This window comes from Shewanella sp. SR1 (assembly GCF_020447145.1).
GTDB lineage: Bacteria > Pseudomonadota > Gammaproteobacteria > Enterobacterales > Shewanellaceae > Shewanella > Shewanella baltica.
This window is the reverse complement of the sequence record NZ_JAJAEF010000001.1, coordinates 381,692-406,115: the sequence shown is the minus strand read 5'-3', so window position 1 is coordinate 406,115 and position 24,424 is coordinate 381,692. Positions and strand designations below refer to the sequence as shown.

The 24,424-nt window shown below is 46.3% G+C and carries 26 protein-coding genes; 16 read left to right on the top strand and 10 right to left on the bottom strand.

The genetic code is table 11. The features are described 5' to 3' along the window. Positions 1-4: 4 nt before the first annotated feature. Genes fliS through KV201_RS01740 form a run of 9 tightly spaced genes read left to right on the top strand, consistent with a single transcriptional unit; the run spans position 5 to position 5,635 of the window. Positions 5-385, top strand: a complete 381-nt coding sequence (gene fliS / locus KV201_RS01780; RefSeq protein WP_006083381.1) for a flagellar export chaperone FliS — start codon at positions 5-7, stop codon at positions 383-385. Next, positions 354-680 carry a hypothetical protein gene (locus KV201_RS01775; RefSeq protein ID WP_226058346.1) on the top strand — a complete coding sequence of 109 codons (327 nt, stop codon included), beginning with the start codon at positions 354-356 and terminating at the stop codon, positions 678-680. Before fliS ends, KV201_RS01775 begins: the two co-directional genes overlap by 32 nt. Continuing rightward, on the top strand, positions 670-1,857 hold the full coding sequence (locus KV201_RS01770; protein ID WP_226058345.1) for a flagellar hook-length control protein FliK: 1,188 nt from the start codon (positions 670-672) through the stop codon (positions 1,855-1,857). The genes KV201_RS01775 and KV201_RS01770 overlap by 11 nt, the downstream gene beginning before the upstream one ends. Positions 1,858-1,873: 16 nt before the next feature. Continuing rightward, a complete protein-coding gene (fliL, locus tag KV201_RS01765; RefSeq protein WP_006083378.1) occupies positions 1,874-2,341 on the top strand; it encodes a flagellar basal body-associated protein FliL in 468 nt (155 codons plus the stop codon). 11 nt (positions 2,342-2,352) lie between these two features. After that, on the top strand, positions 2,353-3,069 hold the full coding sequence (locus tag KV201_RS01760; protein ID WP_006083377.1) for an RNA polymerase sigma factor FliA: 717 nt from the start codon (positions 2,353-2,355) through the stop codon (positions 3,067-3,069). 23 nt (positions 3,070-3,092) lie between these two features. Continuing rightward, entirely contained in the window at positions 3,093-3,950 is an 858-nt protein-coding gene (gene motA, locus KV201_RS01755; protein ID WP_006083376.1) for a flagellar motor stator protein MotA, read from the top strand. Then, on the top strand, positions 3,950-4,870 hold the full coding sequence (locus KV201_RS01750; RefSeq protein ID WP_226058344.1) for a flagellar motor protein MotB: 921 nt from the start codon (positions 3,950-3,952) through the stop codon (positions 4,868-4,870). The genes motA and KV201_RS01750 overlap by 1 nt, the downstream gene beginning before the upstream one ends. A 34-nt stretch (positions 4,871-4,904) precedes the next feature. After that, positions 4,905-5,339: a hypothetical protein gene (locus KV201_RS01745; protein WP_006083374.1), complete on the top strand. Its 435-nt coding sequence runs from the start codon at positions 4,905-4,907 to the stop codon at positions 5,337-5,339. An 8-nt stretch (positions 5,340-5,347) separates the two neighbouring features. Continuing rightward, entirely contained in the window at positions 5,348-5,635 is a 288-nt protein-coding gene (locus tag KV201_RS01740; protein ID WP_011848019.1) for a hypothetical protein, read from the top strand. A 64-nt stretch (positions 5,636-5,699) separates the two neighbouring features. Here the strand turns inward: KV201_RS01740 and KV201_RS01735 are convergent, their stop codons facing one another. From KV201_RS01735 to prmA, 4 genes are all read right to left on the bottom strand, one after another. Beyond that, a complete protein-coding gene (locus KV201_RS01735; RefSeq protein ID WP_226058343.1) occupies positions 5,700-8,714 on the bottom strand; it encodes a UvrD-helicase domain-containing protein in 3,015 nt (1,004 codons plus the stop codon). Positions 8,715-9,056: 342 nt separating this feature from the next. Next, a complete protein-coding gene (gene fis / locus KV201_RS01730) occupies positions 9,057-9,362 on the bottom strand; it encodes a DNA-binding transcriptional regulator Fis (RefSeq protein ID WP_006083371.1) in 306 nt (101 codons plus the stop codon). A 16-nt stretch (positions 9,363-9,378) separates the two neighbouring features. Beyond that, a complete protein-coding gene (gene dusB, locus KV201_RS01725; protein WP_006083370.1) occupies positions 9,379-10,347 on the bottom strand; it encodes a tRNA dihydrouridine synthase DusB in 969 nt (322 codons plus the stop codon). 174 nt (positions 10,348-10,521) lie between these two features. Then, entirely contained in the window at positions 10,522-11,403 is an 882-nt protein-coding gene (gene prmA, locus KV201_RS01720; RefSeq protein WP_063884687.1) for a 50S ribosomal protein L11 methyltransferase, read from the bottom strand. A 384-nt stretch (positions 11,404-11,787) separates the two neighbouring features. Between prmA and KV201_RS01715 the strand changes: the two genes are divergently transcribed. From KV201_RS01715 to KV201_RS01700, 4 genes are all read left to right on the top strand, one after another. Further along, positions 11,788-12,510 (top strand): fumarate reductase cytochrome b subunit, encoded by a 723-nt coding sequence (locus KV201_RS01715; RefSeq protein ID WP_006083368.1) that lies wholly within the window; start codon positions 11,788-11,790, stop codon positions 12,508-12,510. A gap of 172 nt (positions 12,511-12,682) precedes the next feature. After that, entirely contained in the window at positions 12,683-13,354 is a 672-nt protein-coding gene (locus tag KV201_RS01710; RefSeq protein WP_012588724.1) for a fumarate reductase cytochrome b subunit, read from the top strand. 109 nt (positions 13,355-13,463) lie between these two features. Continuing rightward, positions 13,464-15,470 (top strand): fumarate reductase flavoprotein subunit, encoded by a 2,007-nt coding sequence (locus KV201_RS01705; RefSeq protein WP_226058342.1) that lies wholly within the window; start codon positions 13,464-13,466, stop codon positions 15,468-15,470. Then, the gene (locus KV201_RS01700) at positions 15,470-16,201 is read left to right on the top strand and encodes a fumarate reductase iron-sulfur subunit (RefSeq protein WP_226058341.1); all 732 of its coding nucleotides are present in this window, start codon (positions 15,470-15,472) and stop codon (positions 16,199-16,201) included. Before KV201_RS01705 ends, KV201_RS01700 begins: the two co-directional genes overlap by 1 nt. 49 nt (positions 16,202-16,250) lie before the next feature. Here the strand turns inward: KV201_RS01700 and KV201_RS01695 are convergent, their stop codons facing one another. Then, positions 16,251-16,535, bottom strand: a complete 285-nt coding sequence (locus KV201_RS01695; RefSeq protein ID WP_226058340.1) for a putative quinol monooxygenase — start codon at positions 16,533-16,535, stop codon at positions 16,251-16,253. Continuing rightward, the gene (locus KV201_RS01690; RefSeq protein WP_226058339.1) at positions 16,532-17,554 is read right to left on the bottom strand and encodes a zinc-binding alcohol dehydrogenase family protein; all 1,023 of its coding nucleotides are present in this window, start codon (positions 17,552-17,554) and stop codon (positions 16,532-16,534) included. Before KV201_RS01690 ends, KV201_RS01695 begins: the two co-directional genes overlap by 4 nt. A gap of 134 nt (positions 17,555-17,688) precedes the next feature. Here KV201_RS01690 and KV201_RS01685 point away from each other — a divergent pair, with 134 nt between their 5' ends. Beyond that, a complete protein-coding gene (locus KV201_RS01685; protein WP_011848013.1) occupies positions 17,689-18,615 on the top strand; it encodes a LysR family transcriptional regulator in 927 nt (308 codons plus the stop codon). A 55-nt stretch (positions 18,616-18,670) separates the two neighbouring features. On the opposite strand, the gene rho is transcribed toward KV201_RS01685, so the two are convergent. Both rho and trxA read right to left on the bottom strand, forming a co-directional pair. Next, complete coding sequence (gene rho, locus KV201_RS01680; protein WP_006083361.1) at positions 18,671-19,936, bottom strand: transcription termination factor Rho; 1,266 nt, start codon at positions 19,934-19,936, stop codon at positions 18,671-18,673. A 209-nt stretch (positions 19,937-20,145) separates the two neighbouring features. Further along, positions 20,146-20,472 carry a thioredoxin TrxA gene (trxA, locus tag KV201_RS01675; RefSeq protein ID WP_006083360.1) on the bottom strand — a complete coding sequence of 109 codons (327 nt, stop codon included), beginning with the start codon at positions 20,470-20,472 and terminating at the stop codon, positions 20,146-20,148. Positions 20,473-20,624: 152 nt separating this feature from the next. On the opposite strand from trxA, the gene rhlB reads away from it, so the two are divergent. Continuing rightward, positions 20,625-21,941 carry an ATP-dependent RNA helicase RhlB gene (gene rhlB, locus KV201_RS01670; protein WP_006083359.1) on the top strand — a complete coding sequence of 439 codons (1,317 nt, stop codon included), beginning with the start codon at positions 20,625-20,627 and terminating at the stop codon, positions 21,939-21,941. Further along, positions 21,942-22,868 carry an exopolyphosphatase gene (locus tag KV201_RS01665; protein WP_226058338.1) on the top strand — a complete coding sequence of 309 codons (927 nt, stop codon included), beginning with the start codon at positions 21,942-21,944 and terminating at the stop codon, positions 22,866-22,868. 64 nt (positions 22,869-22,932) lie between these two features. On the opposite strand, the gene KV201_RS01660 is transcribed toward KV201_RS01665, so the two are convergent. Beyond that, a complete protein-coding gene (locus KV201_RS01660; RefSeq protein ID WP_226058337.1) occupies positions 22,933-23,469 on the bottom strand; it encodes a thioredoxin family protein in 537 nt (178 codons plus the stop codon). Between the two features lie 556 nt (positions 23,470-24,025). After that, complete coding sequence (gene mutT / locus KV201_RS01655) at positions 24,026-24,418, bottom strand: 8-oxo-dGTP diphosphatase MutT (protein ID WP_071940677.1); 393 nt, start codon at positions 24,416-24,418, stop codon at positions 24,026-24,028. Positions 24,419-24,424: the final 6 nt, after the last annotated feature.

Here is a 24,424-nt window from a genome sequence, read left to right as displayed (position 1 = left end):
ACCAATGTTAAACGAGTACGATCCATTTAATGCTTACAAGCAAACCGCGTTAGATGCACAAGTAGCGGCAGCCACAACCCATGACATGGTGCGTATGCTACTTGATGGTTTATTGGAAGAACTAGAGCGGACCGCTGGCCATATGGAATACCAAAGGTATGAGGCGAAAGGCATGAGTATCCACAAGTGCCTTAACATAGTGCATGGACTGGACTCTATGCTGGACCTTGAAAATGGTGGTGAGGTTGCAGTGAGCTTACATCGTCTCTATGACTTCTGTAGCCGTCAGCTTGTCAGTGCCAGTGTCGAAAACAGTGCAGAAGCTCTGGTTCCAATTACTCAGGTGATTACCAATGTCAGAGAAGGATGGGCAAATCTCAATTAGGCAGTGGGCGCGCTTTGCGAGTGCTTTACGCCAATATGCAGATGCTCAAGATTGGGACAATGTCCGAAAAGTGAACATCGCTTTGATTAAAGCCTTGCAACAGGCGGGTGAGACTCATGATATTGAGCAGAAAACTGCCCGTGCAGAATTAAAACGGGTTCATTCTCAAGTGCTACAAGAGTTGATCTTGGCTCGTGATGAATTAGCCGTTGAAATGAGCCGCTTTAAGTCGCAACAACCAGGTTTAGCCGCCTATCAATTAACTCAAGTGAGTGGAGCTGTGGATGATCTCTGATCTTCTTTCAATTCGTCCAGTGGGCACAAATACCAGCTTGACGACTAAAGTGACAAGTGCAGTTGATCAAGATAAATCTGAGTCATTTACCTTGTTGGCGTTACCTATAGGATTGCCTGCAAAATCTCTTCCGTTAGAGAGTGCTCAGTGGACTCCGAGTACTGAACAAACTCTAGAAAGTGATACTGATACCTTTTTAAATCAATATATTAATAGTGATTATTCTGATTCGGTGCCTTTTGCACCCGTTGCCGCTCCGGTTGTACCTGGAATGCCTCCGTCACTGTTAAATACTGAGATTAACTCAGCGCTTATTAGTCAAGATGGCTTAGCCGCCACGCCTCAGAACAGTCTCGTTTCACCGACTGCTGTAGCGCCGTTTGTTCCTGTGATTTTGCCTGCTGAAACTGTTAAAGCGGATCCGGTAGGTCGAACTCCTGCATCTTTAATTGGGCTCTCAGCCATAGAGCAAAGAGGTACCCTATCTAGCTCAGGGATGACCTCATCTATGGCTCTTACAGGAAGCAGTACTCAGCCTGCGGGTATGAGTGGTGAACCCTTGAAAATGAGCGGCGCATTTATACAGGATTCAACGCTGGCACCTTTCTCTGCGAATCTTGACCATTTGAAATCTGACTCGTCAGTGTTTCAGCGTGTGTTAGCTGAGCTCAGGGGGCATGAAGCTAAAGATATTAATGCGATTGGATCTCAGCCAGTTGCGGGTTCGCAGGCTGCCAGTGCAACTCAATGGGGACCCGTATCACTCACTCCAATGGCTTCTTTAGCGCAGCAATCTCAAGAGATCCTTACTCCCTTAAGAGAGCACCTTCGTTTCCAAGTCGATCAACATATTAAGAAAGCTGAATTGAGGTTAGATCCGCCAGAACTGGGCAAGATTGAGCTCAATATTCGTTTAGAGGGCGATCGTTTACAGGTGCAAATGCATGCGGTAAATCCGGCAATTCGAGATGCATTGCTCAATGGTTTAGATCGTTTGAGAGTGGATTTAGCAATGGATCATGGCGGTCAAATTGATGTTGATATTGGCCAAGGTGGATCGCCACAGCACCAGCAGGAAACTGCATTATTCTCCTCATCGATAGCGGCTGAAACTGCAACGGACAATGTAGCCGATGTGATGACGAGAGAGAAATCTCAATTAGATTTATTGGCTTAAGTGCCGGAGTCGTTTAATGGCAATTTTAAAATCTCGTTTAGTAAAGATTATTTTAGCGTTACTTGTGCTCATTAGTTCGACCGCAGGTGCATTTTGGATTGGAACAAGTAGTGGAGATTGGAAGCTAGCAGAGCTTTTTGCATCGGAACCCGAAGTCGAACCTGTACCTGTGGCAAAGTTTTATCCATTAGAAAAGTTTGTAATATCGATTCCAGGGGATAAATACCCCCATTACATGCTGCTTGAAATGTCATTAAAAAGCCATAATCCCAATATGAAAACGGTTTTGCTAGAGTCTGACCCACTCATACGTAACGCTATGATGAAGATGTTTTCACGTAAAACATTTGAGCAGTTGAATCATTTAGACCAGCTCGACAGCTTACAATCAGAGGCGCTGATATTGATGGTAAAAGTGCTGTCTGATAATAAATTACCGTCGGATATTGATGAAGTGCTCTTTACTCGCATGGTGATCCAGTAAGAGGCCCTATCATGACAACAGCGGGCCAACTCGCATATCAACAAACCTGTGACTATCCGGTCGAAGAGCGCCAATCTGAACAGCAGATTATTCGGCAATATCTGCCATTAATTAAACGTATCGTGTCGCAGATGCGCAGTCACTGCGGCGTGATGTTATCCCTCGAGGATATGGAGCAAATTGGCATGATGGCCTTGCTTGAGTCATCACGTCGGTATCCTGGCGAGTTGGATAACGGATTTATTTCCTTCGCGGGGCAACGTATTCGCGGCGCCATACTCGACGAGCTGAGGCGTCAAGATTGGCGCCCTAGACCTGTTCGACAACAGGCCCATGAGCTTAATGACGTGGTGAGACGCTTGAGTCGAGAGATGGGGCGTGAACCAAGCGATCTCGAAGTGGCCAGTGCGCTTGGGCTTAGCGCAGAAGATTATCGGGAACGCTTATATTCAACACAAGCTGAGTCGATGAAGAGCTTAGACGAGTTGCTATTAGGAGGGGAGCAACCAGTAGACAGAAGCAATGATGTTGAACGATTGATGCTGAAGCAAACCTTGATCAAAGTTATTTCAAAATTAAATGAAAGAGAACAGCTAATTCTGTCGCTTTACTATCATCATGAGCTGAATTTAAAAGAGATTGCTATGGCATTGGGATTGACTGAAACGCGTATTTGCCAGCTGCATAAATCAGCTATTTCACAGTTAAAAACAATATTGCAGCGCTAAAGTTTAAAAGTGAGAAGATCGTAATGAGTAAACTAGTTGGGCTGTTAATCATTTTAGCTTCTGTGTTTGGTGGGTATGTTTGGGCGGGTGGGGCTTTGTCTGCATTGTGGCAGCCTGCTGAAATTTTAATCATTATGGGCGCGGGTGTAGGGGCGCTTATTATTGCTAACCCGCAATCAGTATTAAAAGAGATGTTTGAGCAGTTAAAGGAATTATTTAATAAGGGCAAAGAAGATCCTGAATTATATCCTCAGTTATTTCCTTTGATGGGCACTTTAATGGCTCAGATCCAATCCCAAGGCTTAAAGGTACTCGATGAGCATTTAGAAAATCCTCAGCAAAGTTCTATTTTTCTAATGTATCCAGCCGTACTCAATCACCCAAATGTTTTACAGTTTTTAATTGATAATTTACGCGTTCAGTCTATTGGGAAGATATCTCCCCACGACTTAGAACACATTCTAGAAGAAGAGATTCATCGAATAGAAGAGGACCGATTACGGCCATCGGAAGCCTTTAGTAAGGTGGGAGAGGCTATGCCTGGCTTTGGTATTTTAGCTGCGGTTCTTGGTATTATTATCACTATGTCGAATATTGATGGCCCAATTACTATGATTGGTGTCAAAGTTGCCGCAGCATTAGTCGGTACATTTATCGGTATTTTCGCGTGTTATTGTTTCTTCGACCCCATGTCAAAAGCATTAGAGCATCTGGTTGATCGCAAATCGGCACAGCTTCGGTGCATCGCCGCTATTTTAGTGACCTTTTCAAAAGGGAAGCCACCAATGATGGCTATTGATGCGGGACGGAAACAAATTCAAAGTGAAAATCGTCCTTCATTTATAGAATTAGAACGTTGGATGGAAGGGCAGAAAAGCTAATGCTCCATAAAAATGAGCCGATTATTATCAAGCGGCGAAAACGAGGAAAGCGTAATCATGGTCATGGTGGTGCGTGGAAAGTCGCTTTTGCCGATTTCACGCTTGCTATGATGGCGCTCTTTATGGTGCTGTGGATCATGCAAATCGCAGATCAAAAAGAGCGAACCATGATAGTGCAGTACTTACGTGGAGATATGAATCCAACCGGCCCAATTAATCCATTTGAGTTAAGCCAGTCATCTTCGATTATTGATTTAGAAGGCAATATGTCTATTGCACCTCCAATCATACCGTCTAGTTCAATGCCCAGAGGCGGGGAGTCGGAAGGTTTAGAGGAAGGCACATTGATCCCTGGGCAATTTGATACACAAGCACAGTTAACGGTATTGGCTAGGGAATTGAATCGAGTCGTGCAAAACTCGAGCATGGCTGAAAACATTGCCGTGACTATTGTGCCTCAAGGCATACGCATCTTAATTCACGATAATGTGAATCAATTTATGTTTACGCGAGGTAGTGCGCAGATGCAGCCCTATTTTGAAGAGTTGCTCTTATCTTTAGGGCCGATTTTAAAAAATGTCACCAACAGCATGGTCATTTCGGGTCATACAGATTCAACACCTTACGCTGGCAATTTATTTACCAATTGGGAATTATCTAGCGAGAGGGCACTTTTGGCGCGTAGAGTTTTAGAGCGTGGCGGGGTTAAACGTGACCAAGTTATCCAAGTTACTGGGATGGCAGATCAGATCCCTTATATCGCGACTGACACTGCTGCAGCTGCAAATCGTCGTATAGAGGCCTTAATATTAACGTCCTCTGCTGAGCAGTTATTAAGAGGCATGATTGGTGCTCCTAGCGATACTGTCCCAAAGGGCGTGACTATCAACGAAATAAAGCGTCAAGCAATCACTCAATAGTGTTAATACCTGTCCTCATTTTTTAGGGATGACTATGAATCTGTATGAAGAGTTTGTACATTCTGAGGATGACGTTGAAGCGACCCCTGAGTATCAGATTATTGAATTTGATAATCGTCGAACTCATCAAAGATTTAGCCTGAGACGAAATAAAAGAGCGCCACTCGCATTTGCGTGCGACGGTCTGACAGTAAATTTATCAACAACTCGCTGGTTTGTTATTACGCCAATGGGTACCGCCAACATAAAAGACATTAGCATTAGTGGCGTTGGAATTCTGTGTAATGAACCACTGTCGATAGGGATGAGATTCTATATTGAACTTGAGCAAACACGTGTCTTATGTGAAGTAACTCGAGAACACACGATTAAAGGTCGATTGAAGTTCTTAGGAGCGCGCTGGATTTATCGTGACAAGGATGAAGTTCAGAATTTGATCGACGCAATTAGATTGCGGGCGAAAATATAGGATATGCAATGGCTGCATCTTTTAATCGTAACGGCTCAGATAAACTGCAGAAGGTCTTTCTTTATCTCATCCTGCTGAATTGGCTATTGCTTATTATTGTTGCGTTTAATATGAATACATTACGCTTTAGTCATGGCGTTATGATTTCAGTTATGATTTTTATCTATAATTATTTTCTTGCTCATTTATGCTTTATTCGTGCAGCCAGAGCGCAAGATGCTTATCTTATTTATCCTGTTGTGATTGGTGCTCTCAGCTCCTTTTTCCTCGTGGTTTATTTCTTCTTTTTACTCTAAATTTCCTGCCTATAAAAATGAGTTGCGATTCATTGTTATAGGCTTTTGTTAAGCATCTTTGTATCTAGCTAACATGCTTTTTGGGTCGCTCGCTTGGGAGCGACAACTTGGCCTTGTTTAGTGTATTCGTACAACTGGGTAGGTTTTGCCCGCGGTAATTGCGACAGGCCCAAAAGGGGCCGAATCGACCATCTTTCAACAGCATATCGCCGCCGCAGAGGTTACAAAGCGGTGATATATGTCCACAAGCCTCATTTAGGCACACCTTAAAGCCTGCAAAACGGTTACGCGTCATTGGGCTAGCGCAGAGTTGGCAGCCTTGCTCCTTGTGCTCGCACAAGGGAAAGTGTGAGCAAGAATAAAACGATTTAAAATTTCCCGTTCTAGGTTTAAGCGTTCCCGTGCTGCAACGCACGCATTTTACTTCTTTAAATAACCTTTGTACTAAAGAGGTGCTGAACTCATCTTGTTCAATTGGGTAGTCTTTTGTAAGCAGTTCAGTGACGAAAGGACTCACATCTGTCATATCGGCAATCACATAGACACGGTGTTTTGCCCGCGTTAATGCGACATAAAATAGTCGGCGTTCTTCTGCAAATTCAAACGTTTCAGTTTTAGGTAAAAAAGCATCCAGTATCGGCGGCGTAATTTTCATCGACGGAAAGCCACGCATTCCCGTCTTCATCCCCATGATCACCACATAATCGGCTTCTTTCCCTTTCGAAGCGTGAAATGATTGGCACTCAACCTTCAACTTAGGATATTTAGCCTTGAGTTGGTTAACTTGGGTTTTATCGGGTAACTGAAACCAAAAACGTGCCAGCAAATAGACGCTCGGTACGCTGTTAAGTTTGTCACTTCCGGCGCTTATCCTTGCACTTATCGCCGTTAATGCTTGTTCCAGTGGATTCGGGCTTGGCTCATCTTTACTGGGTGGTTCATTTTCTCCGCGGCGTAATATTGAAACCGCAGGGGAGGCGACCTGCTTGAGGGAGCGAATATCCTTGCTCAATTGTGTGGGATTTTGGGTGACAAACTGGGTAGCGACTTGCCCAATACTGCTGTTAAACCTAAAAGTCAGATCTAAGTCGCTTTGGGCGGTTGGGCCAAAATAGTGAGTAAACTGCGTAGTTAAACTCACATCTGCGCCGCTAAAGCGATAAATCGCCTGCCAGTCATCCCCGACACAAAATAAAGACGCCTGCACTTTAGAATGGGGCGCACAGGAATCCCTCAAGGCACGCACTAAGCGGGCTCGTGGTTCTGAAATATCTTGGAACTCATCCACCATAATAAAACGCCACGGGCTAATAAATTGCCCGCGTTGTAGATACGTCAATGCTTTGCTAATCATGTCATCAAAATCAATGTCGCCATTTATTGCTAAATGTTGCTCATAGCGCGTGATTATGGGCTCAAGCAGTTCGAATGCCTTACGGGTCTGCTGAGCATCGGTGGCGCGGGCAAATACTTCCTCAAGGCCATGTTCATCAAGGCAAGCTGCTTTATACAGCCCAATCAGCTGACTAAACATTTTTGCCAATTCAGTCACGCGGCCTAGTTCATGCAGGGTGGCGAGTATGGCTTCATCGGGTAAAGGGGCGTATTGCACTTTAAAGACCTGTAAAGCTTGCTCAAGCTTACCGATTAACGACCCGTTTTTATGTTGGTAATAAAATAGTTCAACACACTTAGTACCATGTTGTTTATGTAGCTGACGTTTCCATGCCATCGATTCCAAGTACTTATGGTTATCGATATAAGGGGCGGTATGCTGGTGTTCATCAATACCATAGTATTCAAGATAAACTTGGTATTCAGGCAGATAGAAATCGGGTTGATACTGACGAAAATCAATACTGCGCACATCATGCTCATACTTAGCTTCATAAACATATTCAATGCCATTGCTAAATAGCCAGTTGGCAATGTAGAGCTCACCAAAGCTTTTGACTCGCTCACCTTTAAGGGTGCGAATATCGTTATCATTCAAGTATTGAAAATACTCGCCTTCCACCTCGAACTCGAACGGGCTTTTTTCAACATAATAGAAACGGCTGAAGTACTCGAAAAGTTGTTTACGGTAAGCCTCATCTTCAATCAAAGTCTCAAGGGTATTGTGCACCCACAGCTCTTTGGCTTTGTCATCCTCTGCCCAAGGGGACAAACTGGGTTTAGCGCGCTCAACATCGGCGATAATTTTTAAGCCTAAACTGTGGAAAGTGCTCGCCTTGATATCCTCCGTGCCAAGCTTGTTTTTAATCCGCTCATCCATCTCGTCAGCGGCTTTACGGCCATAGGCTAATAGCAGTATTTCATCGGCTTTTGCTTGACCACTCTTAAGCAAATATCCGGCTCGCCCGACCATCACACTGGTTTTGCCCGTGCCTGCACCTGCCAATAACAAATTATTGTTATCATCAATAATACAAGCTCGGCGCTGTTTTTCGGTTAAGGGATTAGATTCTACATGCTCAAAATAGTCTGCAAATTTAACGAGCTGCGACTGAATATAATCTTCACGCAGCTGTTTTACATCGGCGCGGGTCCAGCGGTGGATTTGCTTAAGCCTCGCTAACACAGTGTGTAGATTTGCCGCCAAGGGCAGGTTTTCACACCAAGGGAACCAACGCTGATATTCGCGCGCGATTCTGGTTTGTATCATTGCTAAACGTGATTCACGTAAATAAGTGTGTGCCAGTATTTTATCGACTTTCGCCACTAACTCAGCAATGCGCGCCCCATTAGCATTCGTCCAAAGCAGTGCGATTTCGTTGCCAAATTGATGCTGCGCAAAATAGCTTAGAAACGGCAGTTGATAGGCTTTGCCAGATACAGTGAAACTGAGCAAGTATCCGAGCGGACTCAAGGTAAAAACCGGCGGGGAGTCGAGCTGCTGCCAAGTAAAATGTTCGTCTGCTGCTACTTTATTAACGCTGCGAGAGTGAGCAAAAAAGCCGCCTTTAGTGCGATTAATGCTAATACCACTGGCGCTGAGTTTTACCGCATCAGCTTTGCCAATAAAGAAATGGCCAAACCAACTGTGCTTGATATCTTGTTCAGAGTGAGTCAATGACAATGTAAAACCTACGGCTAAAAAGTTTTAGAATTAACAGGCTGATTTTTAAATGCATTATAACTTAAAACCCGATAGCTCGTGTCAAGGTTATGCTATGGGTCTGTGTGGATTGTCTATTGATTTTGGTCGCTAGAGCAGCCAAGCGCATTGTATTGGTGAATGATGTCTTAGTTGGCGTGAGAGGCGTGGCAAACCAAGCATGATGGTGACTGTGTAACTATGTGTATAAGAAGGGCGCACATTAGAAAGGGGTACATTAGAAAACCGTGTATCAGAAAGCAAAAAAGCCTGAATCTCTTCAGGCCTTTTCTTTTCTCAATACAACAGCTTAATCCTTGCGGATTAGTTCATGCCGTATTTTTTCAATTTTTTACGCAGAGTACCACGGTTGATACCTAGCATGTTTGCTGCGCGGGTTTGGTTGCCACGAGTGTGTTGCATGATGATGTCAAGCAGAGGCGCTTCAACTTCGCTTAGCACCATTTCATAAACTTCTTGTGCTTCCTGACCGTCCAACTGTGCGAAGAAGTTAGTTACGGCACGCTTTACTGCGTCACGTAATAACTGGGGCTTGATAGTGCCGTTTGCGGTTTCGATTTTGCCAACGGTAAGCTGGTGAACTTCTGTGTTAGTTGTCTGATCAAACATTCTATTCTGCTCTTTATTAATTCTGTACTAATTCATCAAAATAACATTCCACGAGGGAATACTGTTCTGCAGCGGTTTCCAGCCGATTAAAGTCAGCCCTAAATTGGCGCTGAGCTTCTTGGTCTAGGTACCATCCCATATGTTTTCTGGCGAAGCGGATACCCTTGTATTCACCATACAAATCATACAGTTTGGTGAGGTGTTCCAGCATCACTTGACGCTGTTCGGCAACCTCAATGGGCGCTAGCTTATTACCCGTTTCCAAGTAGTGCTGGATTTCTCTGAAAATCCAAGGCCGTCCTTGAGCACCCCGTCCTATCATCAAGGCATCGGCACCGGTGTATTCCAGCACAAAGCGGGCTTTCTCCGGACTGTCGATATCCCCATTAGCGACGACAGGAATCGAGACATTCTGTTTGATTGCTTTAATCGTGTCGTACTCAGCGTCGCCTCTGTACATACATTGTCTCGTGCGACCGTGAACGGCGAGCGAGGCGATGCCACAATCTTGGGCAATCTGGGCGATTTGAACACCATTCTTGTGTTCTGGCTCCCAGCCGGTGCGAATCTTTAACGTGACGGGCACATTCACTGCGGCGACCACGGCTTGTAAAATCTCTTTTACCAGCGGCGGGTTTTGCATCAGCGCTGAGCCAGCCAGCTTTTTATTCACTTTTTTCGCGGGGCAACCCATATTGATATCAATGATGTGAGCGCCTTGTTCAACATTGAACAACGCGGCTTGCGCCATTAAATCAGGATCGGCTCCTGCAATTTGCACTGAGCGGATGCCTTCCTCGCCAGAATGCGTCATGCGCTGGCGGCTTTTATCTGTATCCCAAACCTCAGGATTGGATGAAAGCATCTCGGAAACCGCTAGGGCTGCGCCATAACGAAGACAAAGATTACGGAAAGCTTGATCAGTGACACCTGCCATTGGTGCCACGATCAGCTGATTGTTCAGTTGATAGGGTCCAATCTGCATTTTATGTTTCACCTTAGCTCTTCAAAGGGGCGCTATAGTAGCCCTTTTTGTTGGCCGTGAAAAGGTCAATAAATGACCTAGATGTAATTTTTTTTCTTGACTTTTAATCGGCGAGAAGTCAGAGGCTGAATAGTTAGAAGCCAGCGGTGGCGCATGTTGCGCCACCCTTTAGCGCTATTTACGCTTGCCTGTCAAGCGGCTCCAATCTTCTTTGTGAGCCGCTGCGTCCATATCGAACCATTGGCTATAAAAGTCAGAGATTTCTTGGGCTTGTTCTTTGAGGAGACCGGAAAGGGCAAGTTTGCCACCGGTTTTTACGCGTTCTGCGATCAAAGGCGCTAATTCACGCAGTGGGCCGGCAAGAATATTGGCGACCAGAACATCGGCTTTGAGATCGGCGGGTTGGTCTTCTGGCAAGTACAAGGCTAGCTTGTCGGCGACATCATTGCGCTCGGCGTTGGCACGTGAGGCGTCGATGGCTTGATAGTCGATATCGATACCTGTGACGTTTTTCGCGCCCAGTTTCAGTGCGGCTACGGCTAAGATGCCAGAGCCACAGCCAAAGTCGATCACTTCTTCATTGCTTAAATCTAAGCTGTCTAACCACTCTAAACACAGTGCTGTCGTAGGGTGAGTGCCAGTACCGAAGGCAAGACCTGGATCGAGGATCACATTGACTGCAGTTGGATCGGGGATCTCGCGCCAGCTTGGGCAGATCCAAAGACGTGTGCCGAATTGAATGGGGTGGAAGTTATCCATCCACTCACGCACCCAGTCTTTATCTTCAATTTGTTCGACCTTATGGCTGAAGTTTTCGCCGAGGAAAGGCAAGGTTTTCAACATGGCGATGGTCGGTGTCAGATCGGTTTCTGCATCGAATAAGGCAACGACAACGGTATCGCGCCACAGTGGGGTTTCGCCCAGTTTAGGTTCAAAAATAGGGGTGTCTTTACCGTCTTCGAAGGTGATAGAGACTGAGCCTTCTTCCATGAGCAAGTCGCTGATGGTTTCAGCGTCATCGCTATTGGTGTTTATACGGAGTTGGATCCAAGGCATGGGGGCATCCTGTGGCTGAGTGTGCAAAAGCTAAGGGTTCAAAATATCGCGCTATTGTAAACCATGGCTTAAGGTTCTGCGACTGACTATCGTGGCATAGCGTTTTTTGTCTGCGTAGACAAGGTGTTAGCGAACGCGTATTGATTAGTATTAAAAAACGAATTGTCAGTTTTAATATTTAATATAACACTATGAAATATATTGGTTAATTGGTTTACCTTTGTTTTGTTCGGTATGTTTTTTGTGATCTTCTTCTAAGAGTTGCACTCAGCCAGGTGAGTTGGCTCACGCTTTAAATCTGTGACACTGAGGCCGGATCTACGTTGCTGCTATGGTGTAGTTTGCCAAGAGGTGCCAACGACGAACGACATAGGTGAATCTAAGATGACAAGCATAACTCGAGTTCACAATAGGGTGAGTACGCCGCTAGGTCATCCTTGGTCGGCAAAGGCTGACAGGCTACAGAGCGCGACTGGGATTATGCTCGGCAGCTTTTTATTGCTGCATATGCATTTTGAGTCGAGCATTTTGCTGGGAAAAGAGGCCTTTTATCGTGTGGTGCAGTTGCTTGAAGGTGGCATGTTCAGCAGCACTGGACACGGTTTCCCCATAGTCACTAAAGTGTTTTCAGTGTTTATGTTGCTGGTGGTGATAGTGCATGCGGCGGTGGCACTGCGGCGTTTTCCCGCGCAACTGGGGCAATGGCGCGCCCTGCGCTCGCACATGGGCAGCATCAACCACAAGGACACCCATGCGTGGTTTTGGCAACTGATCAGCGGCTTTATCTTATTTTTTCTCGTTCCTGTTCATCTCTTCACTATGATTTTGAATCCCGAAATTGGTCCGCATTTATCGGCCGAGCGGGTGTATCACGACAATGCTTGGTTGTTATATGCGCTGTTGCTGCCTGCTGTGGTTGTGCACGCCATGATTGGTCTGTATCGCGTCGCGGTAAAGTGGGGCATAACCACCAAACGCTCAGGTCTACGAAAAGTAGCTAAGGTGTTGATTATCTATCTGCTATGTCTGGGGACTGCGAGCCTAGTGTCCTATCTGTTTATCGGTAGTGAGCTGGGTATTCCTGTGCAGCCCTTTGTGCCTGAGTAGGCTTTGAGCTGGCAGCAGGATTTTGTTTCACTGCTATTATTTAAGCATTAGGTTAATTATTCAGCACTCAATTGATCTGGCTCACGTTTTCATGTGGATATGTGAGCGATATTAATTTGCAGTAAGACTTAATGAGATTGGCTCGATAAGGTCAACGGCGTGAGGCGAGAGGATGGCGATCAAACTAACTATTAAAAAATGGAGTGCTTGGCTGGATTTAAGTCAGAGCGTGTCTGGCGTCATCCTCGCGGTCTTTCTGTGGACCCACTTAGTCTTAGTGTCATCGATTTTACTGGGTAGCGATGCCATGAATTGGGTGGCGCGCACTATGGAGTTGAGTTTTCTTTCTGACGATGGCCACGGTTATCCCTGGGTGGTGACGGCTATTGCAATGGGCATTGCCGCTCTAGCGTTAGTGCATGTGTTAGTTGCGCTGCAAAAGTTACCTATGAGCCTGCGTCAGCAAAGGGCACTGCGGCAACAAATGCAAGTGATCAACCACAGTGATACGCGTCTGTGGCGCTGGCAAGCCATTACCGGTGTGGTGATTTTACTCTTGCTGCCTGTGCATCTGTGGCTTATTGGCTCAGCCCCCGAAACCATTGGTGCCCAAGGGAGCGCTGACCGTATTTGGAACCAAGGTGTGTGGATGGTTTACCTGCCGTTGCTGCTTACGGTGGAGTTACATGCGGCGATTGGTATTTACCGTGTGGCCTTAAAATGGGGCGCGGCGCGGGATCTCAATAGTCGCAACCGATTACGTAAGATCAAAACTATAGTGAGCGTGCTATTTGTCACCGTCGGCATAGCTTCGCTGCTGGCGTTTTTACCCCATGCGAGTTAACTCCGCCAGAAATTAATGAATAAGTAAATCAATGAATAAGCTTATTAATGAATAGAATGTCGAACACAGCAAACTGCACAAGAATAATAGACCCGATTAAGGAGCAGGCGTGAAACTGATTTATACCGATTCATTAGTGGTAGGCGCCGGACTTGCAGGCTTAAGGGTCGCCATCGCCTCCAAAGAGCGGGGGCTCGATACCTTAGCCCTGTCACTCATTCCTGCGAAACGCTCCCACTCAGCTGCCGCCCAAGGCGGTATGCAGGCGAGCTTAGGCAATGCCGTAAAAGGCATGGGCGATGATGAAGATGTGCATTTTCAAGATACGGTAAAAGGTTCCGACTGGGGCTGCGATCAAGATGTGGCGCGGATGTTTGCTCACTGTGCGCCCAAGGCTGTACGTGAATTGGCGACGTGGGGCGTGCCTTGGTCAAGGGTGAGTGCAGGCCCAAGAGACGTGATTGTGAACGCGCAAAAAGTGACACTGCATGAGGCGCAGGAAGCCCATGGACTGATTAACGCCCGTGACTTTGGCGGCACAAAAAAATGGCGCACTTGCTACACGGCCGATGGTACGGGTCATTCGCTGTTATACGCTATGGATAACAAAGCGATTTCTATGGATATTCCCGTCCATGAACGTATCGAAGCGTTGGCACTTATTCACGATGGTAAACGTTGCCATGGGGTGATCGCCCGCTGTTTGATAACCGGAGAACTCAGGGCCTATGTGGCTAAGTCCACCACCATTGCCACTGGCGGATATGGCCGCATTTATGAAGTGTCGACCAATGCGATCATCTGCGAAGGCATTGGTCAAGCACTCGCGTTGGAAACGGGCGTGGCAAGGCTTGGCAATATGGAAGCGGTACAATTCCATCCGACTGCTATCGTGCCCGTGGGCATTTTAACCACGGAAGGCTGCCGTGGTGATGGTGGCTTATTGCGCGATAAAGACGGTTATCGCTTTATGCCAGACTATGAGCCCGATAAAAAAGAGTTGGCATCGCGGGATGTGGTATCGCGCCGCATGACAGAACACATACGGAAAGGTAAGGGCGTCGATAGCCCCTATGGGCCGCATTTGTGGCTGGATATTACCCTTCTGGGTCGCAAGCACATTGAAACTAACCTAAGGGAAGTGCAGGAAATTTGTGAGAACTTCCTCGGTATCGACCCCGCTAAGGATTGGATCCCAGTACGGCCAACGCAGCATTATTCCATGGGCGGCATTCGAACCAATGCCACGGGTGAAAGCCCGCAGCTTAAAGGCTTGTTTAGCGTCGGCGAAGCGGCGTGTTGGGACATGCATGGTTTTAACCGTTTAGGCGGTAATTCGCTGGCCGAAACCGTGGTTGGTGGCATGATTATTGGTAAATATGTCGCCGATTTTTGTGAGAACAATAGCCTAGAGATAGACACTCAGCTTGCAGAACGCTTTATGCAGCAGGTGCAGAGTGAAATTGATCTGCTGATCGAAGGTGATGGTCACGAGAGCGCTTTTGCACTCAAACGCGAAATGCAGCGCATCATGATGGACTATGTGGGGATTTTCCGTAATGGCCCTGAGCTTGATAAGGCCGTCGCTGAACTTAAAGTGCTGCTTGAACGTTCGCGCAAACTTGGGCTTAAGTGTAAGAAACGTCACGCCAATCCTGAGTTAGTTGAAGCCCTGCGGGTCAAGCGTATGCTAAAAGTGGCGCTGACTGTGGCCTGCGGCGCAGCGGCACGAACCGAAAGTCGTGGTGCCCATGCTCGAGAAGATTATCCACAGCGCAATGATCGAGACTGGCTAAATCGCACCTTAGCCAGTTGGCCCGATCCCGATGCGCTCGAACCTGTGCTTAATTACGAAGCGCTCGATGTAATGAAGATGGAACTCCCTCCGGGTTATCGTGGCTATGGTATTAACAACGCCATAGTGCATCCCAATACCGAAAAACGTGAACAGGAGATTGCCAATATTTTAGCTGAGTTAGGTGATGATGCGGACCGTTATCAACGCCAGCGGGCGCTTATGCCCTTTGAATTACCCGAAAGCTTACAACCTAATAATGAACGTTTAAGTGATACTTTAAAAAGCCCGTCCGCCAATGCGTTAGGAGAAAAATCATAATGAGCCAAGGTCGTCAGTTAACCTTTAATATCTTTCGTTATGATCCGCAGGAGCCAAACGATAAGCCGAAAATGGTGCGATATCAGCTCACTGAAACGCCGGGTATGACGGTCTTTATCGCCCTCAATAAACTCAGGGAAGAACAAGATACCTCGATGCAGTTCGACTTTGTTTGTCGTGCGGGCATTTGTGGCAGTTGCGCTATGGTGATTAACGGTTTCCCGACGTTAGCGTGTCGTACCTTAACCGCCAAATACCCTAAGGGCGAAATCACTCTAATGCCGCTGCCAGGCTTTGAGTTGATTGGCGACCTATCAGTCAATACCGGTAAATTTATGCGTGAACTCGCCGAACGCTTAAAGCTGTGGTTACACCCTAAGACTAATGATATCAGCGTGCATCGCCTCGAAGATCCAATGGATCCAGACGAAGCTGCGCGACTGTATGAGCTAGAGCGCTGCGTTGAGTGCGGCGTGTGTGTTTCAGCTTGTGCGACCAAACAAATGCGTGAAACCTTTGTCGGTGCCGTAGGTATGATGAAAATTGCCCGTTTCGAGATGGATAGCCGTGATGCGCGCAGTGCCGAAGATTTTTATCATGTAATTGGCAATCAGGATGGGGTGTTTGGTTGTATGACTTTACTCGGCTGCCAAGACAACTGTCCTAAGGATTTGCCACACATGCAGCAAATCGCCTATTTACGCCGCAAGATGGCCATGACTTTGATTTAATTCATTATGAAAAATGAAAAGCGCCAACTCGTTTGGCGCTTTTTATTGATTAACAGGCGTAGCTTTTATGGATGTCAGCTCGACTGATTAAGTCTGCCGTTTGGGCGACAAATACTTGGAAATGCGCACTCGCCATATGCTCATCCAATGCCGCTTGGGATTGCCAAATTTCGTACATCCAGAAGATATTTTCATCATCTAATGAGTGATGCAGTTTGTATTCGATGCAGCCAGCCTCGGTATGTGTGTCTGTCACGAGTTGCTTGAGTATCTTAAATAGCGCGTCGCTTTGGCCTTGATTCGCTATGATTTGGGCAAATACTGTTATTTTCATTGGTTAAAACCTTCTAAAACAATTTTACCGATCGCTTTGCCAGACTCTATCTGAGCGTGAGCTTTGATTAAGTTTTGGGCATTAATGGTGCCGTAGTGTTCACCGAACGTACTCTGTAACTCGCCTGTATCGATAAGGGCGCTTAAGCGGTTGAGTAAGTGATGTTGCGCAATCATATCCTCGGTCTGATATAGGCTGCGGGTAAACATCAGTTCCCAGTGTAAGGATAAGCTTTTACGCTTAAGTTTCATCACATCTAATGGCCCCTTAGGATCATCGATTAATGCTAGTTTTCCTTGTGGCTTAAGCACTTGTACTATTTCATCAAAATGTTGATCGGTTTGGGTTAAGCTAATCACATGGGTCACATCAGTAATGCCAATATTGGCAAGCTCCTGTGAAAGTGGCTTGGTGTGGTCGATAACAGCATCGGCGCCGAGTTTTTGCACCCAAGCGGTGGATTCTGGGCGAGAGGCAGTGCCTATCACCTCTGCCCCTGTGAGTTTTACCGCCAGCTGAGTGATGATAGAGCCAACGCCACCTGCCGCGCCGATAATTAAAATACGGGCGTCAGTTGCCGAACCATCTTGGGGCAAACCTAAGCGGTCGAATAGAATCTCCCATGCTGTAATTCCGGTTAAGGGTAATGCCGCCGCTTGGGCATAAGTTAAACTCTTAGGTTTATGGCCGACAATTCGCTCATCAACCAATTGATATTCGGCATAACTGCCGCTGCGGCTAATGTCGCCCGCGTACCACACTTCATCACCGACGTTGAAAAGACTGACGTTTTCGCCAACTGCTTTGACGACGCCGACGGCATCCCAGCCGATGATCTTATATTCGCCCGCTGGTGCCGAGCTGGATGCGCGGATTTTAGTGTCGACCGGATTGACGGAAATGGCTTTGACTTCCACCAAGAGGTCAAACCCTATCGCCGTCGGTTCGGCTAACGTGATGTCTTCTAAGGCATTGGGTGCTGTGATGGCACCTGCCGTTTGGTAACCAATGGCTTTCATGTTAATTCCTCTGGGTGTACTGGCTGGAGCCGATTTGTTTAAGCGTACTTGTATCGTGTGGCCATTGTGTGGAATATTAGCTAAGAGATAAACAGGGTAAAGTTTGTAATTTTTTCAAAGGATTTTTGATAATCATGTTGATTAATGATTTAGCTTTGTTCGTGCGGGTCGCCGATTGTGGCAATATTTCTGCCGCTGCGGCCGAGATGGATATCTCCGCTGCTTCTGCCAGTGCCGCAATAAAACGGCTTGAAAAACAGCTCGATACTAGCTTATTTATCCGTACAACTCGCAGCTTACGTTTGACAGTACAAGGTGAGCGTTATCTTATTCATTGTCGTCGTGCTTTAAGCGATTTAGCGCTCGGTGAGCAAGCCATCGCCAGTGACAAAGGTAAGATATCCGGCACCTTAAGCCTGTCGGTTTCTTCGGATTTTGGCCGTAATCTGTTTGTGCCTTGGCTCGATGAGTTCTTGCTCGATTTCCCACAATTGCAAGTGCGCTTGCATCTTGGCGATAATATCAGCAGCTTTTATCACGATAAAATTGATGTCGCGGTGCGTTACGGCAAACCGCAGGACTCAAACCAAGTGGCATTTCCGCTCTGCAGTGTTGATCGTGTCTTGTGCGCCTCACCTGAATATCTGGCCGAGTTTGGTGTGCCAGATTCATTAGAACAGCTGATAGAGCATAATTGCTTGTTTTATAAGTTAGATGAGCGAACCCACGACCAATGGCAATTTAGGCGCGATGGGCAAGAATATAAAGTGCGTGTCACGGGCAACCGCAGTGCTAACGATGCGGAAATAGCTCGTCGTTGGGCTGTGGCGGGTAAAGGATTGGTATTTAAGTCGAGTCTAGATCTGGCCGATGACTTAATTTCAGGGCGGTTAGTACGATTGTTGCCTGAGTATCAAGGTGAGCCAGTCGATTTGTACTTAGTGTGCCCAGGACGCGAGCATGTGACGCCTGTTGTCTTGTTGCTGCGGGAAATGCTGCGGCAGCGCACACAGGCTTTGAGTAAAAGCTTAGGTCAAATACTGGCAGTAAAAAAATCTTAGGATTTAAGAAACAAAAAAGCCGCATGATGCGGCTTTTTTTGGCGACTCGCGAAGATTAAGACTTAGCGCGTTTCATGGCGGTAAAGAATTCTTCGTTAGTCTTGGTCATAGCCAATTTGTCGATTAAGAATTCCATTGCGCTGACTTCATCCATAGGATTTAAAATCTTACGCAGGATCCACATTTTTTGCAGTTCTTCTTGAGTCGTGAGTTTTTCTTCACGACGCGTACCACTGCGGTTGAAGTCAATGGCTGGGAACACACGCTTTTCTGCCGCTTTACGTGACAGATGCAGCTCTTGGTTACCTGTACCTTTAAATTCTTCGTAGATCACTTCGTCCATCTTAGAACCCGTATCAACCAAAGCAGTGGCGATAATGGTTAAGCTGCCGCCGTGTTCGATGTTACGTGCTGCACCGAAGAAGCGTTTTGGACGGTGCAGGGCGTTTGCATCCACACCACCGGTTAACACTTTGCCCGATGACGGGATAACAGTGTTATAGGCACGGGCTAGACGAGTAATAGAATCGAGTAGAATAACCACGTCTTTCTTGTGTTCAACCAAACGTTTGGCTTTTTCAATCACCATTTCGGCAACTTGAACGTGACGGCTGGCTGGCTCATCGAAGGTTGATGCAATTACTTCACCTTTAACGAGGCGTTGCATCTCAGTTACTTCTTCTGGGCGTTCGTCGATCAGCAATACCATCAACACCACTTCTGGGTTGTTGTAGCTGATACTCTGAGCAATACCTTGAAGTAATAGCGTTTTACCGGCTTTTGGTGGTGCAACGATCAAACCACGTTGACCTTTACCAATCGGTGAACATAAATCCAGAATACGTGCGGTAATATCTTCAGTTGAGCCGTTGCCACGCTCCATACGCATACGTTCTTCTGCGTGGAGTGGGGTTAAGTTTTCAAAGAGGATTTTATTACGGGAGTTTTCTGGTTTATCGAAGTTAACTTCGTTGACTTTCAATAGGGCAAAATAACGCTCGCCTTCTTTCGGTGGGCGAATTTTACCAAAAATGGTATCACCCGTTCGCATGTTGAAGCGGCGAATTTGGCTTGGTGAGACATAGATGTCATCTGGACCAGCTAAATAAGAACCGTCTGAGCTGCGTAAGAAGCCGAAACCGTCTTGGAGTATTTCTAATACCCCACCACCGAAAATGTCTTCTCCACTTTTTGCGTGGGCTTTAAGGATTGAGAAAATAATGTCCTGCTTGCGAGCGCGGGCCATATTTTCGAGCTTCATATTTTCAGCTAGCGAGACTAGGTCAGAAATCGGCGTGTCTTTTAATTCAGTTAAGTTCATTTTGGGGGTCTTGTGTTACGCGACAAAGCTTACCGCGATCAATCAGTAAGGATGTAATTCAGGATAGTGATTGACGAGCGAGAAGAGGTTATTAGAAAGAATCTGGTTATTAAAGTAGCACTAACAAAGCGGGGCGTCCAGAAATTTAGGGAAATTCCGGCACAATTAATTTATAGCTTGTGCCGGAGGTCACTCATTACCACATCAAATTAGATTTGCGCGTCGATAAACTCTTTTAATTGCGTTTTTGAGAGTGCGCCAACTTTAGTTGCGGCTAATTCGCCGTTCTTGAATAACAGTAAAGTTGGGATGCCACGAACACCATATTTCGCTGGAGAAACATTGTTTTGGTCAACGTTTAATTTAGCGATAGTCACGCGGCCTGCATATTCTTCAGACACATCGTCTAAAATTGGAGCGATCATTTTACAAGGACCACACCACTCGGCCCAGAAGTCTACCAATACTGGCAAATCAGACTTTAATACGTCGTTTTCGAAGCTGTCGTCACTCAGGTATATAATTTTATCGCTCATGATGTTCTCCAGTTTGGGTGCCATTGCTGGTTTGTTAATGGCTTACCATGTATATTGGGGCTGAAAAATAGCTTTTCAAGTTACCTTTTTACAATGTGGCTATTTCAAACGATCGAGTATCTTATTGCAACCTCAACAGGTAAGCTTGCGCTATGAGCGAAACACATCTATCTACCCAAAGGTTTGCCGACCTACCTCTACATCCTGAGGTTAAACAGGCCCTTGCCGAGAATGGCTTCGAATTTTGTACGCCGATCCAGGCGTTATCACTGCCTGTATTACTTCAATCAAAAGATATCGCTGGTCAAGCACAAACGGGCACTGGCAAGACAATGGCCTTTTTGGTCGCCACTTTTAATCACTTATTATCGACTCCCGTACCTGAAGGTCGACTGATTAATCAGCCCCGCGCCATCATTATGGCTCCGACTCGCGAGCTGGCGATTCAGATTGCTAAAGATGCGATTTTACTCGCTAAACACACTCACTTAAAGGTGGGTATTGTTTATGGCGGCGAAAGTTACGATGTACAGCGTAAAGTATTAGATCAAGGTGTTGATATCTTGATTGGTACTACGGGTCGAATTATCGACTACGTTCGCCAAGGCATTATCGGTCTGAATTCTATTCAGGCTGTAGTATTAGATGAAGCCGATCGTATGTTCGATCTAGGTTTTATCAAAGATATCCGCTTCTTGTTTAGACGTATGCCTGAGGCAAATCAACGTCTTAATATGCTATTTTCGGCAACCTTGTCGATGAAAGTGCAAGAGCTGGCTTATGATCATATGAACGAGCCAGTTAAAGTCGAAATCGCTCCTGAAGAAAAAACCTCTAAAAACATCAAAGAAGAAATCTTCTATCCTTCGCAAGAAGAGAAGATGCGTTTGTTGCTGACCTTGATTGAAGAAGATTGGCCAGAAAAGGCCATCGTTTTCTCTAACACTAAGCACAGCTGTGAAACGCTTTGGTCTTGGCTTGAAGGTGACGGACATCGCGTGGGTTTGTTAACGGGTGATGTGCCACAGAAAAAACGTATTCGTATTCTTGAGCAGTTTACCAGTGGCCAATTAGATATATTGGTTGCTACTGATGTCGCGGCTCGCGGTTTACATATTTCTGACGTTTCACACGTGTATAACTATGATTTACCTGATGATTGTGAAGACTATGTGCACCGAATCGGTCGTACGGGTCGTGCGGGTAATAAGGGCATGTCGATAAGCTTTGCCTGTGAAGAGTACGCGTTGAACTTGCCAGCAATCGAAAGCTATATTAATCATTCGATTCCAGTGAGTAATTACGACAGTGAAGCTTTATTGGCCGATATTCCTACGCCAGCGAAGATCCACCGTAAACACCCGAGCGGCACTCGAAACCTGCGTGATCGTTCTGGGACAAGTCGTCCAGGTGCGCAACGCAGTGGTGCTCGCCCTCCTCGTCATGATAGGACACGTAGACATTCGTAAATGCCAACACCCGCTTATGCCGCTATAACATTAGGCTCAAACAGTTTTAATATGCTGATCGCCAAAACTCGTGGTGGTCAGCCGCATATTATTGCGAAATATAAACGCAAGGTGAGGCTCGCCGAAGGTATAGGCGACGATGGCAACTTAAGCCATGACGTGATGCAGCGCGGCCTCGACTGTTTGAGTATGTTTGCCCAAATGTTGGTGCAACATAAGATTGAAGCAAATCATGTCGCTGTGATTGCTACCGCAACCCTTCGCAGTATCAGCAATGCCGATGAGTTTAATCGGCGTGCATTGCCACTCCTTGGTCATCCAATTGAAATCATCTCAGGCATGCGTGAAGCTGAGCTTATCTATCAAGGCATGGTGGCAACCACCTGTGGTCAAGGCCGCCGTTTAGTGATAGATATCGGCGGGGCGAGCACTGAGTTTATTATCGGCGATGGGCATCAAGTGTTGTTCAAAACCAGTTTGCCTTTTGGTAGCGTAACTTATAATCGCCAATTTTTTAGTAGCTTACCGCTGCAGCAGTTAGATTTTGATGATGCCAAGCAGCAAGTGCTAATCGCATTAGCTGAGCATAGACAAACGCTACGCGATCTCGGTTGGCATTGTGTTGTTGGCGCCTCTGGTGCGGTACAATCTGTGGTTGAAGTACTGCTTCACCGTGGCTTATCTGAGACGATAACGCTCGATGTGCTCACTCAGTTGAAGGCTGAAATTCTCGCCCAAGAAGATATTAGCTTAATGGGGATCGCTGGGCTTTGTAGCGAGCGGGCACCGACTTTTGCAGCGGGTGTCGCTATTTTATTGGCTTTGTTTGAGTTGCTGGGGATAGAGCATTTAGCCTTATCTGGCGGCGCATTACGTGAAGGTGTTTTAGTGATGCTCGCGCAGCGAATTATTGACGAAGCGAGCTAAGCTTTCTCTGAATGGATAAAAACCAAAGGCCGCTATGCGGCCTTTATTGTGTGTACTGCATCGCTTATTTCAATACATCGGCGAGATCTTTCTCTAAGGAAACGGTTGGGCGCTCTACGATACGGCCAACTTCTTTACCTTGCTGTAGCACAATAAAGGTTGGAATACGGGTAAAGTCGTATTTGGCAGCTAAGCCTTCGGGATCTTTCTTCGTCCGGTCGACACCAATATAGGTCACTTTGATATTGGGATTGGCGACTTCTTCCATAATACGGATAAAGCGCGGTGTTTCACGGTGACAATCTGGACACCAAGTACCAATGATCACAATAATTTCAGTTGGTTCGGTGACGCTTTTAAGCGGATTGATTGCCGCAGTGTCGACCTGGTAGCTTTTATACCCTTCGGCAAACTCATTGAGATCTGTGACTAAATGTTGTGCTTCGACTATGCCAGTTAAAATCACTTCTTGTTTCTCCTCGCTGCAGGTCGCAATTAAGCCCTGTTGTTGTTCTTCAAATCCACAGCCACCATTGGCTAGTACCTGACAACTAAAAAATAAGGCAGTAGTGGCTATGAATGCCTTAACGTTATTGTGCATGATGCGCCCTTAAAATCGAAGAGAAAGAATGAAGCTTGATTCAAACATTATTCTCGATGCGATTAAAGCGGATCATTGATTTGCTGCAAGCTAGATCACGCATTGCTAATATCTATACCCAAGCTACCTGAAGATACGAGTTTCAGAGCGCCTAGGGTGCTTCAATTCAAGGCGCATCAATGACAAAATGTCGGCCACCTTTTGAATTGATGCAACACGGAAGTGGAGTGCCCTAGGCGCTCCGTCGCGGCGGCTGATGTTAACCACGGGGTAACGCACTTTATGCTGTGTTGGTTATTTTTAACTTAGCCCGCTAGGTCTGCAAATAGCCGCAATCGCCATGGATGGCGTGAATGCCATTTATGCAGGAGCAATAAATGGCCTTGCCTAAAGTGCGTTAAATTCCCGCTGAATCCTGCATCTTCAGGTGGTTTGGGTATGTAAGCTTAACGATCACAGGATTGCATGGTTTGCGGAGTTAAGACATTGAAATAGTTCATCCCCGAATTGCGATTCGGGGATAGAGCGCGTTGATATAATGAGGTAAATGGCTCGATTACTGAGCGAGAATTTTTTCTAGAATAGGCTTGTTAGCTTCGGGGAAGTCGTAATTAATTAAATCGGCTTTAGTGACCCAAGCGATAAGCTGACCTTCGAGGCCTTGAGCTGTGCCGTTAAACTCTGCGACTGAATGGATATCGAGTAGTACTTGTTTATCGGGATAATCGAAACTCAGCGCCATAAATGGCTGACTATCGGTGACATCGAGTGCAACTTCCTCTTTGAGTTCACGGATCAGCGCTTGAGTGACCGTTTCGCCCGCCTCAACTTTGCCGCCAGGAAATTCCCATTTCCCACCTTGATGTAAATGGTCTGGGCGTTTTGCCAACAGAATTTCACCGGCCGAGTTAGTAATAATGCCGACGGCAACATGGATGCGTTTAGTCATAATTTT

Bases quoted from the DNA above. Each gene is read 5' to 3' on its own strand.
- KV201_RS01745 (WP_006083374.1), top strand. From the start codon at position 4,905: ATGAATCTGTATGAAGAGTTTGTACATTCTGAGGATGACGTTGAAGCG.
- KV201_RS01750 (WP_226058344.1), top strand. From the start codon at position 3,950: ATGCTCCATAAAAATGAGCCGATTATTATCAAGCGGCGAAAACGAGGA.
- prmA (WP_063884687.1), bottom strand. From the start codon at position 11,403: ATGCCTTGGATCCAACTCCGTATAAACACCAATAGCGATGACGCTGAA.
- rhlB (WP_006083359.1), top strand. From the start codon at position 20,625: ATGAGCGAAACACATCTATCTACCCAAAGGTTTGCCGACCTACCTCTA.
- KV201_RS01690 (WP_226058339.1), bottom strand. From the start codon at position 17,554: ATGAAAGCCATTGGTTACCAAACGGCAGGTGCCATCACAGCACCCAAT.
- fliS (WP_006083381.1), top strand. From the start codon at position 5: ATGTTAAACGAGTACGATCCATTTAATGCTTACAAGCAAACCGCGTTA.
- KV201_RS01710 (WP_012588724.1), top strand. From the start codon at position 12,683: ATGGCGATCAAACTAACTATTAAAAAATGGAGTGCTTGGCTGGATTTA.
- motA (WP_006083376.1), top strand. From the start codon at position 3,093: ATGAGTAAACTAGTTGGGCTGTTAATCATTTTAGCTTCTGTGTTTGGT.
- KV201_RS01760 (WP_006083377.1), top strand. From the start codon at position 2,353: ATGACAACAGCGGGCCAACTCGCATATCAACAAACCTGTGACTATCCG.
- KV201_RS01770 (WP_226058345.1), top strand. From the start codon at position 670: ATGATCTCTGATCTTCTTTCAATTCGTCCAGTGGGCACAAATACCAGC.
- KV201_RS01700 (WP_226058341.1), top strand. From the start codon at position 15,470: ATGAGCCAAGGTCGTCAGTTAACCTTTAATATCTTTCGTTATGATCCG.
- KV201_RS01660 (WP_226058337.1), bottom strand. From the start codon at position 23,469: ATGCACAATAACGTTAAGGCATTCATAGCCACTACTGCCTTATTTTTT.
- rho (WP_006083361.1), bottom strand. From the start codon at position 19,936: ATGAACTTAACTGAATTAAAAGACACGCCGATTTCTGACCTAGTCTCG.
- KV201_RS01740 (WP_011848019.1), top strand. From the start codon at position 5,348: ATGGCTGCATCTTTTAATCGTAACGGCTCAGATAAACTGCAGAAGGTC.
- KV201_RS01775 (WP_226058346.1), top strand. From the start codon at position 354: ATGTCAGAGAAGGATGGGCAAATCTCAATTAGGCAGTGGGCGCGCTTT.
- KV201_RS01695 (WP_226058340.1), bottom strand. From the start codon at position 16,535: ATGAAAATAACAGTATTTGCCCAAATCATAGCGAATCAAGGCCAAAGC.
- KV201_RS01685 (WP_011848013.1), top strand. From the start codon at position 17,689: ATGTTGATTAATGATTTAGCTTTGTTCGTGCGGGTCGCCGATTGTGGC.
- dusB (WP_006083370.1), bottom strand. From the start codon at position 10,347: ATGCAGATTGGACCCTATCAACTGAACAATCAGCTGATCGTGGCACCA.
- KV201_RS01715 (WP_006083368.1), top strand. From the start codon at position 11,788: ATGACAAGCATAACTCGAGTTCACAATAGGGTGAGTACGCCGCTAGGT.
- fis (WP_006083371.1), bottom strand. From the start codon at position 9,362: ATGTTTGATCAGACAACTAACACAGAAGTTCACCAGCTTACCGTTGGC.
- trxA (WP_006083360.1), bottom strand. From the start codon at position 20,472: ATGAGCGATAAAATTATATACCTGAGTGACGACAGCTTCGAAAACGAC.
- fliL (WP_006083378.1), top strand. From the start codon at position 1,874: ATGGCAATTTTAAAATCTCGTTTAGTAAAGATTATTTTAGCGTTACTT.
- KV201_RS01665 (WP_226058338.1), top strand. From the start codon at position 21,942: ATGCCAACACCCGCTTATGCCGCTATAACATTAGGCTCAAACAGTTTT.
- mutT (WP_071940677.1), bottom strand. From the start codon at position 24,418: ATGACTAAACGCATCCATGTTGCCGTCGGCATTATTACTAACTCGGCC.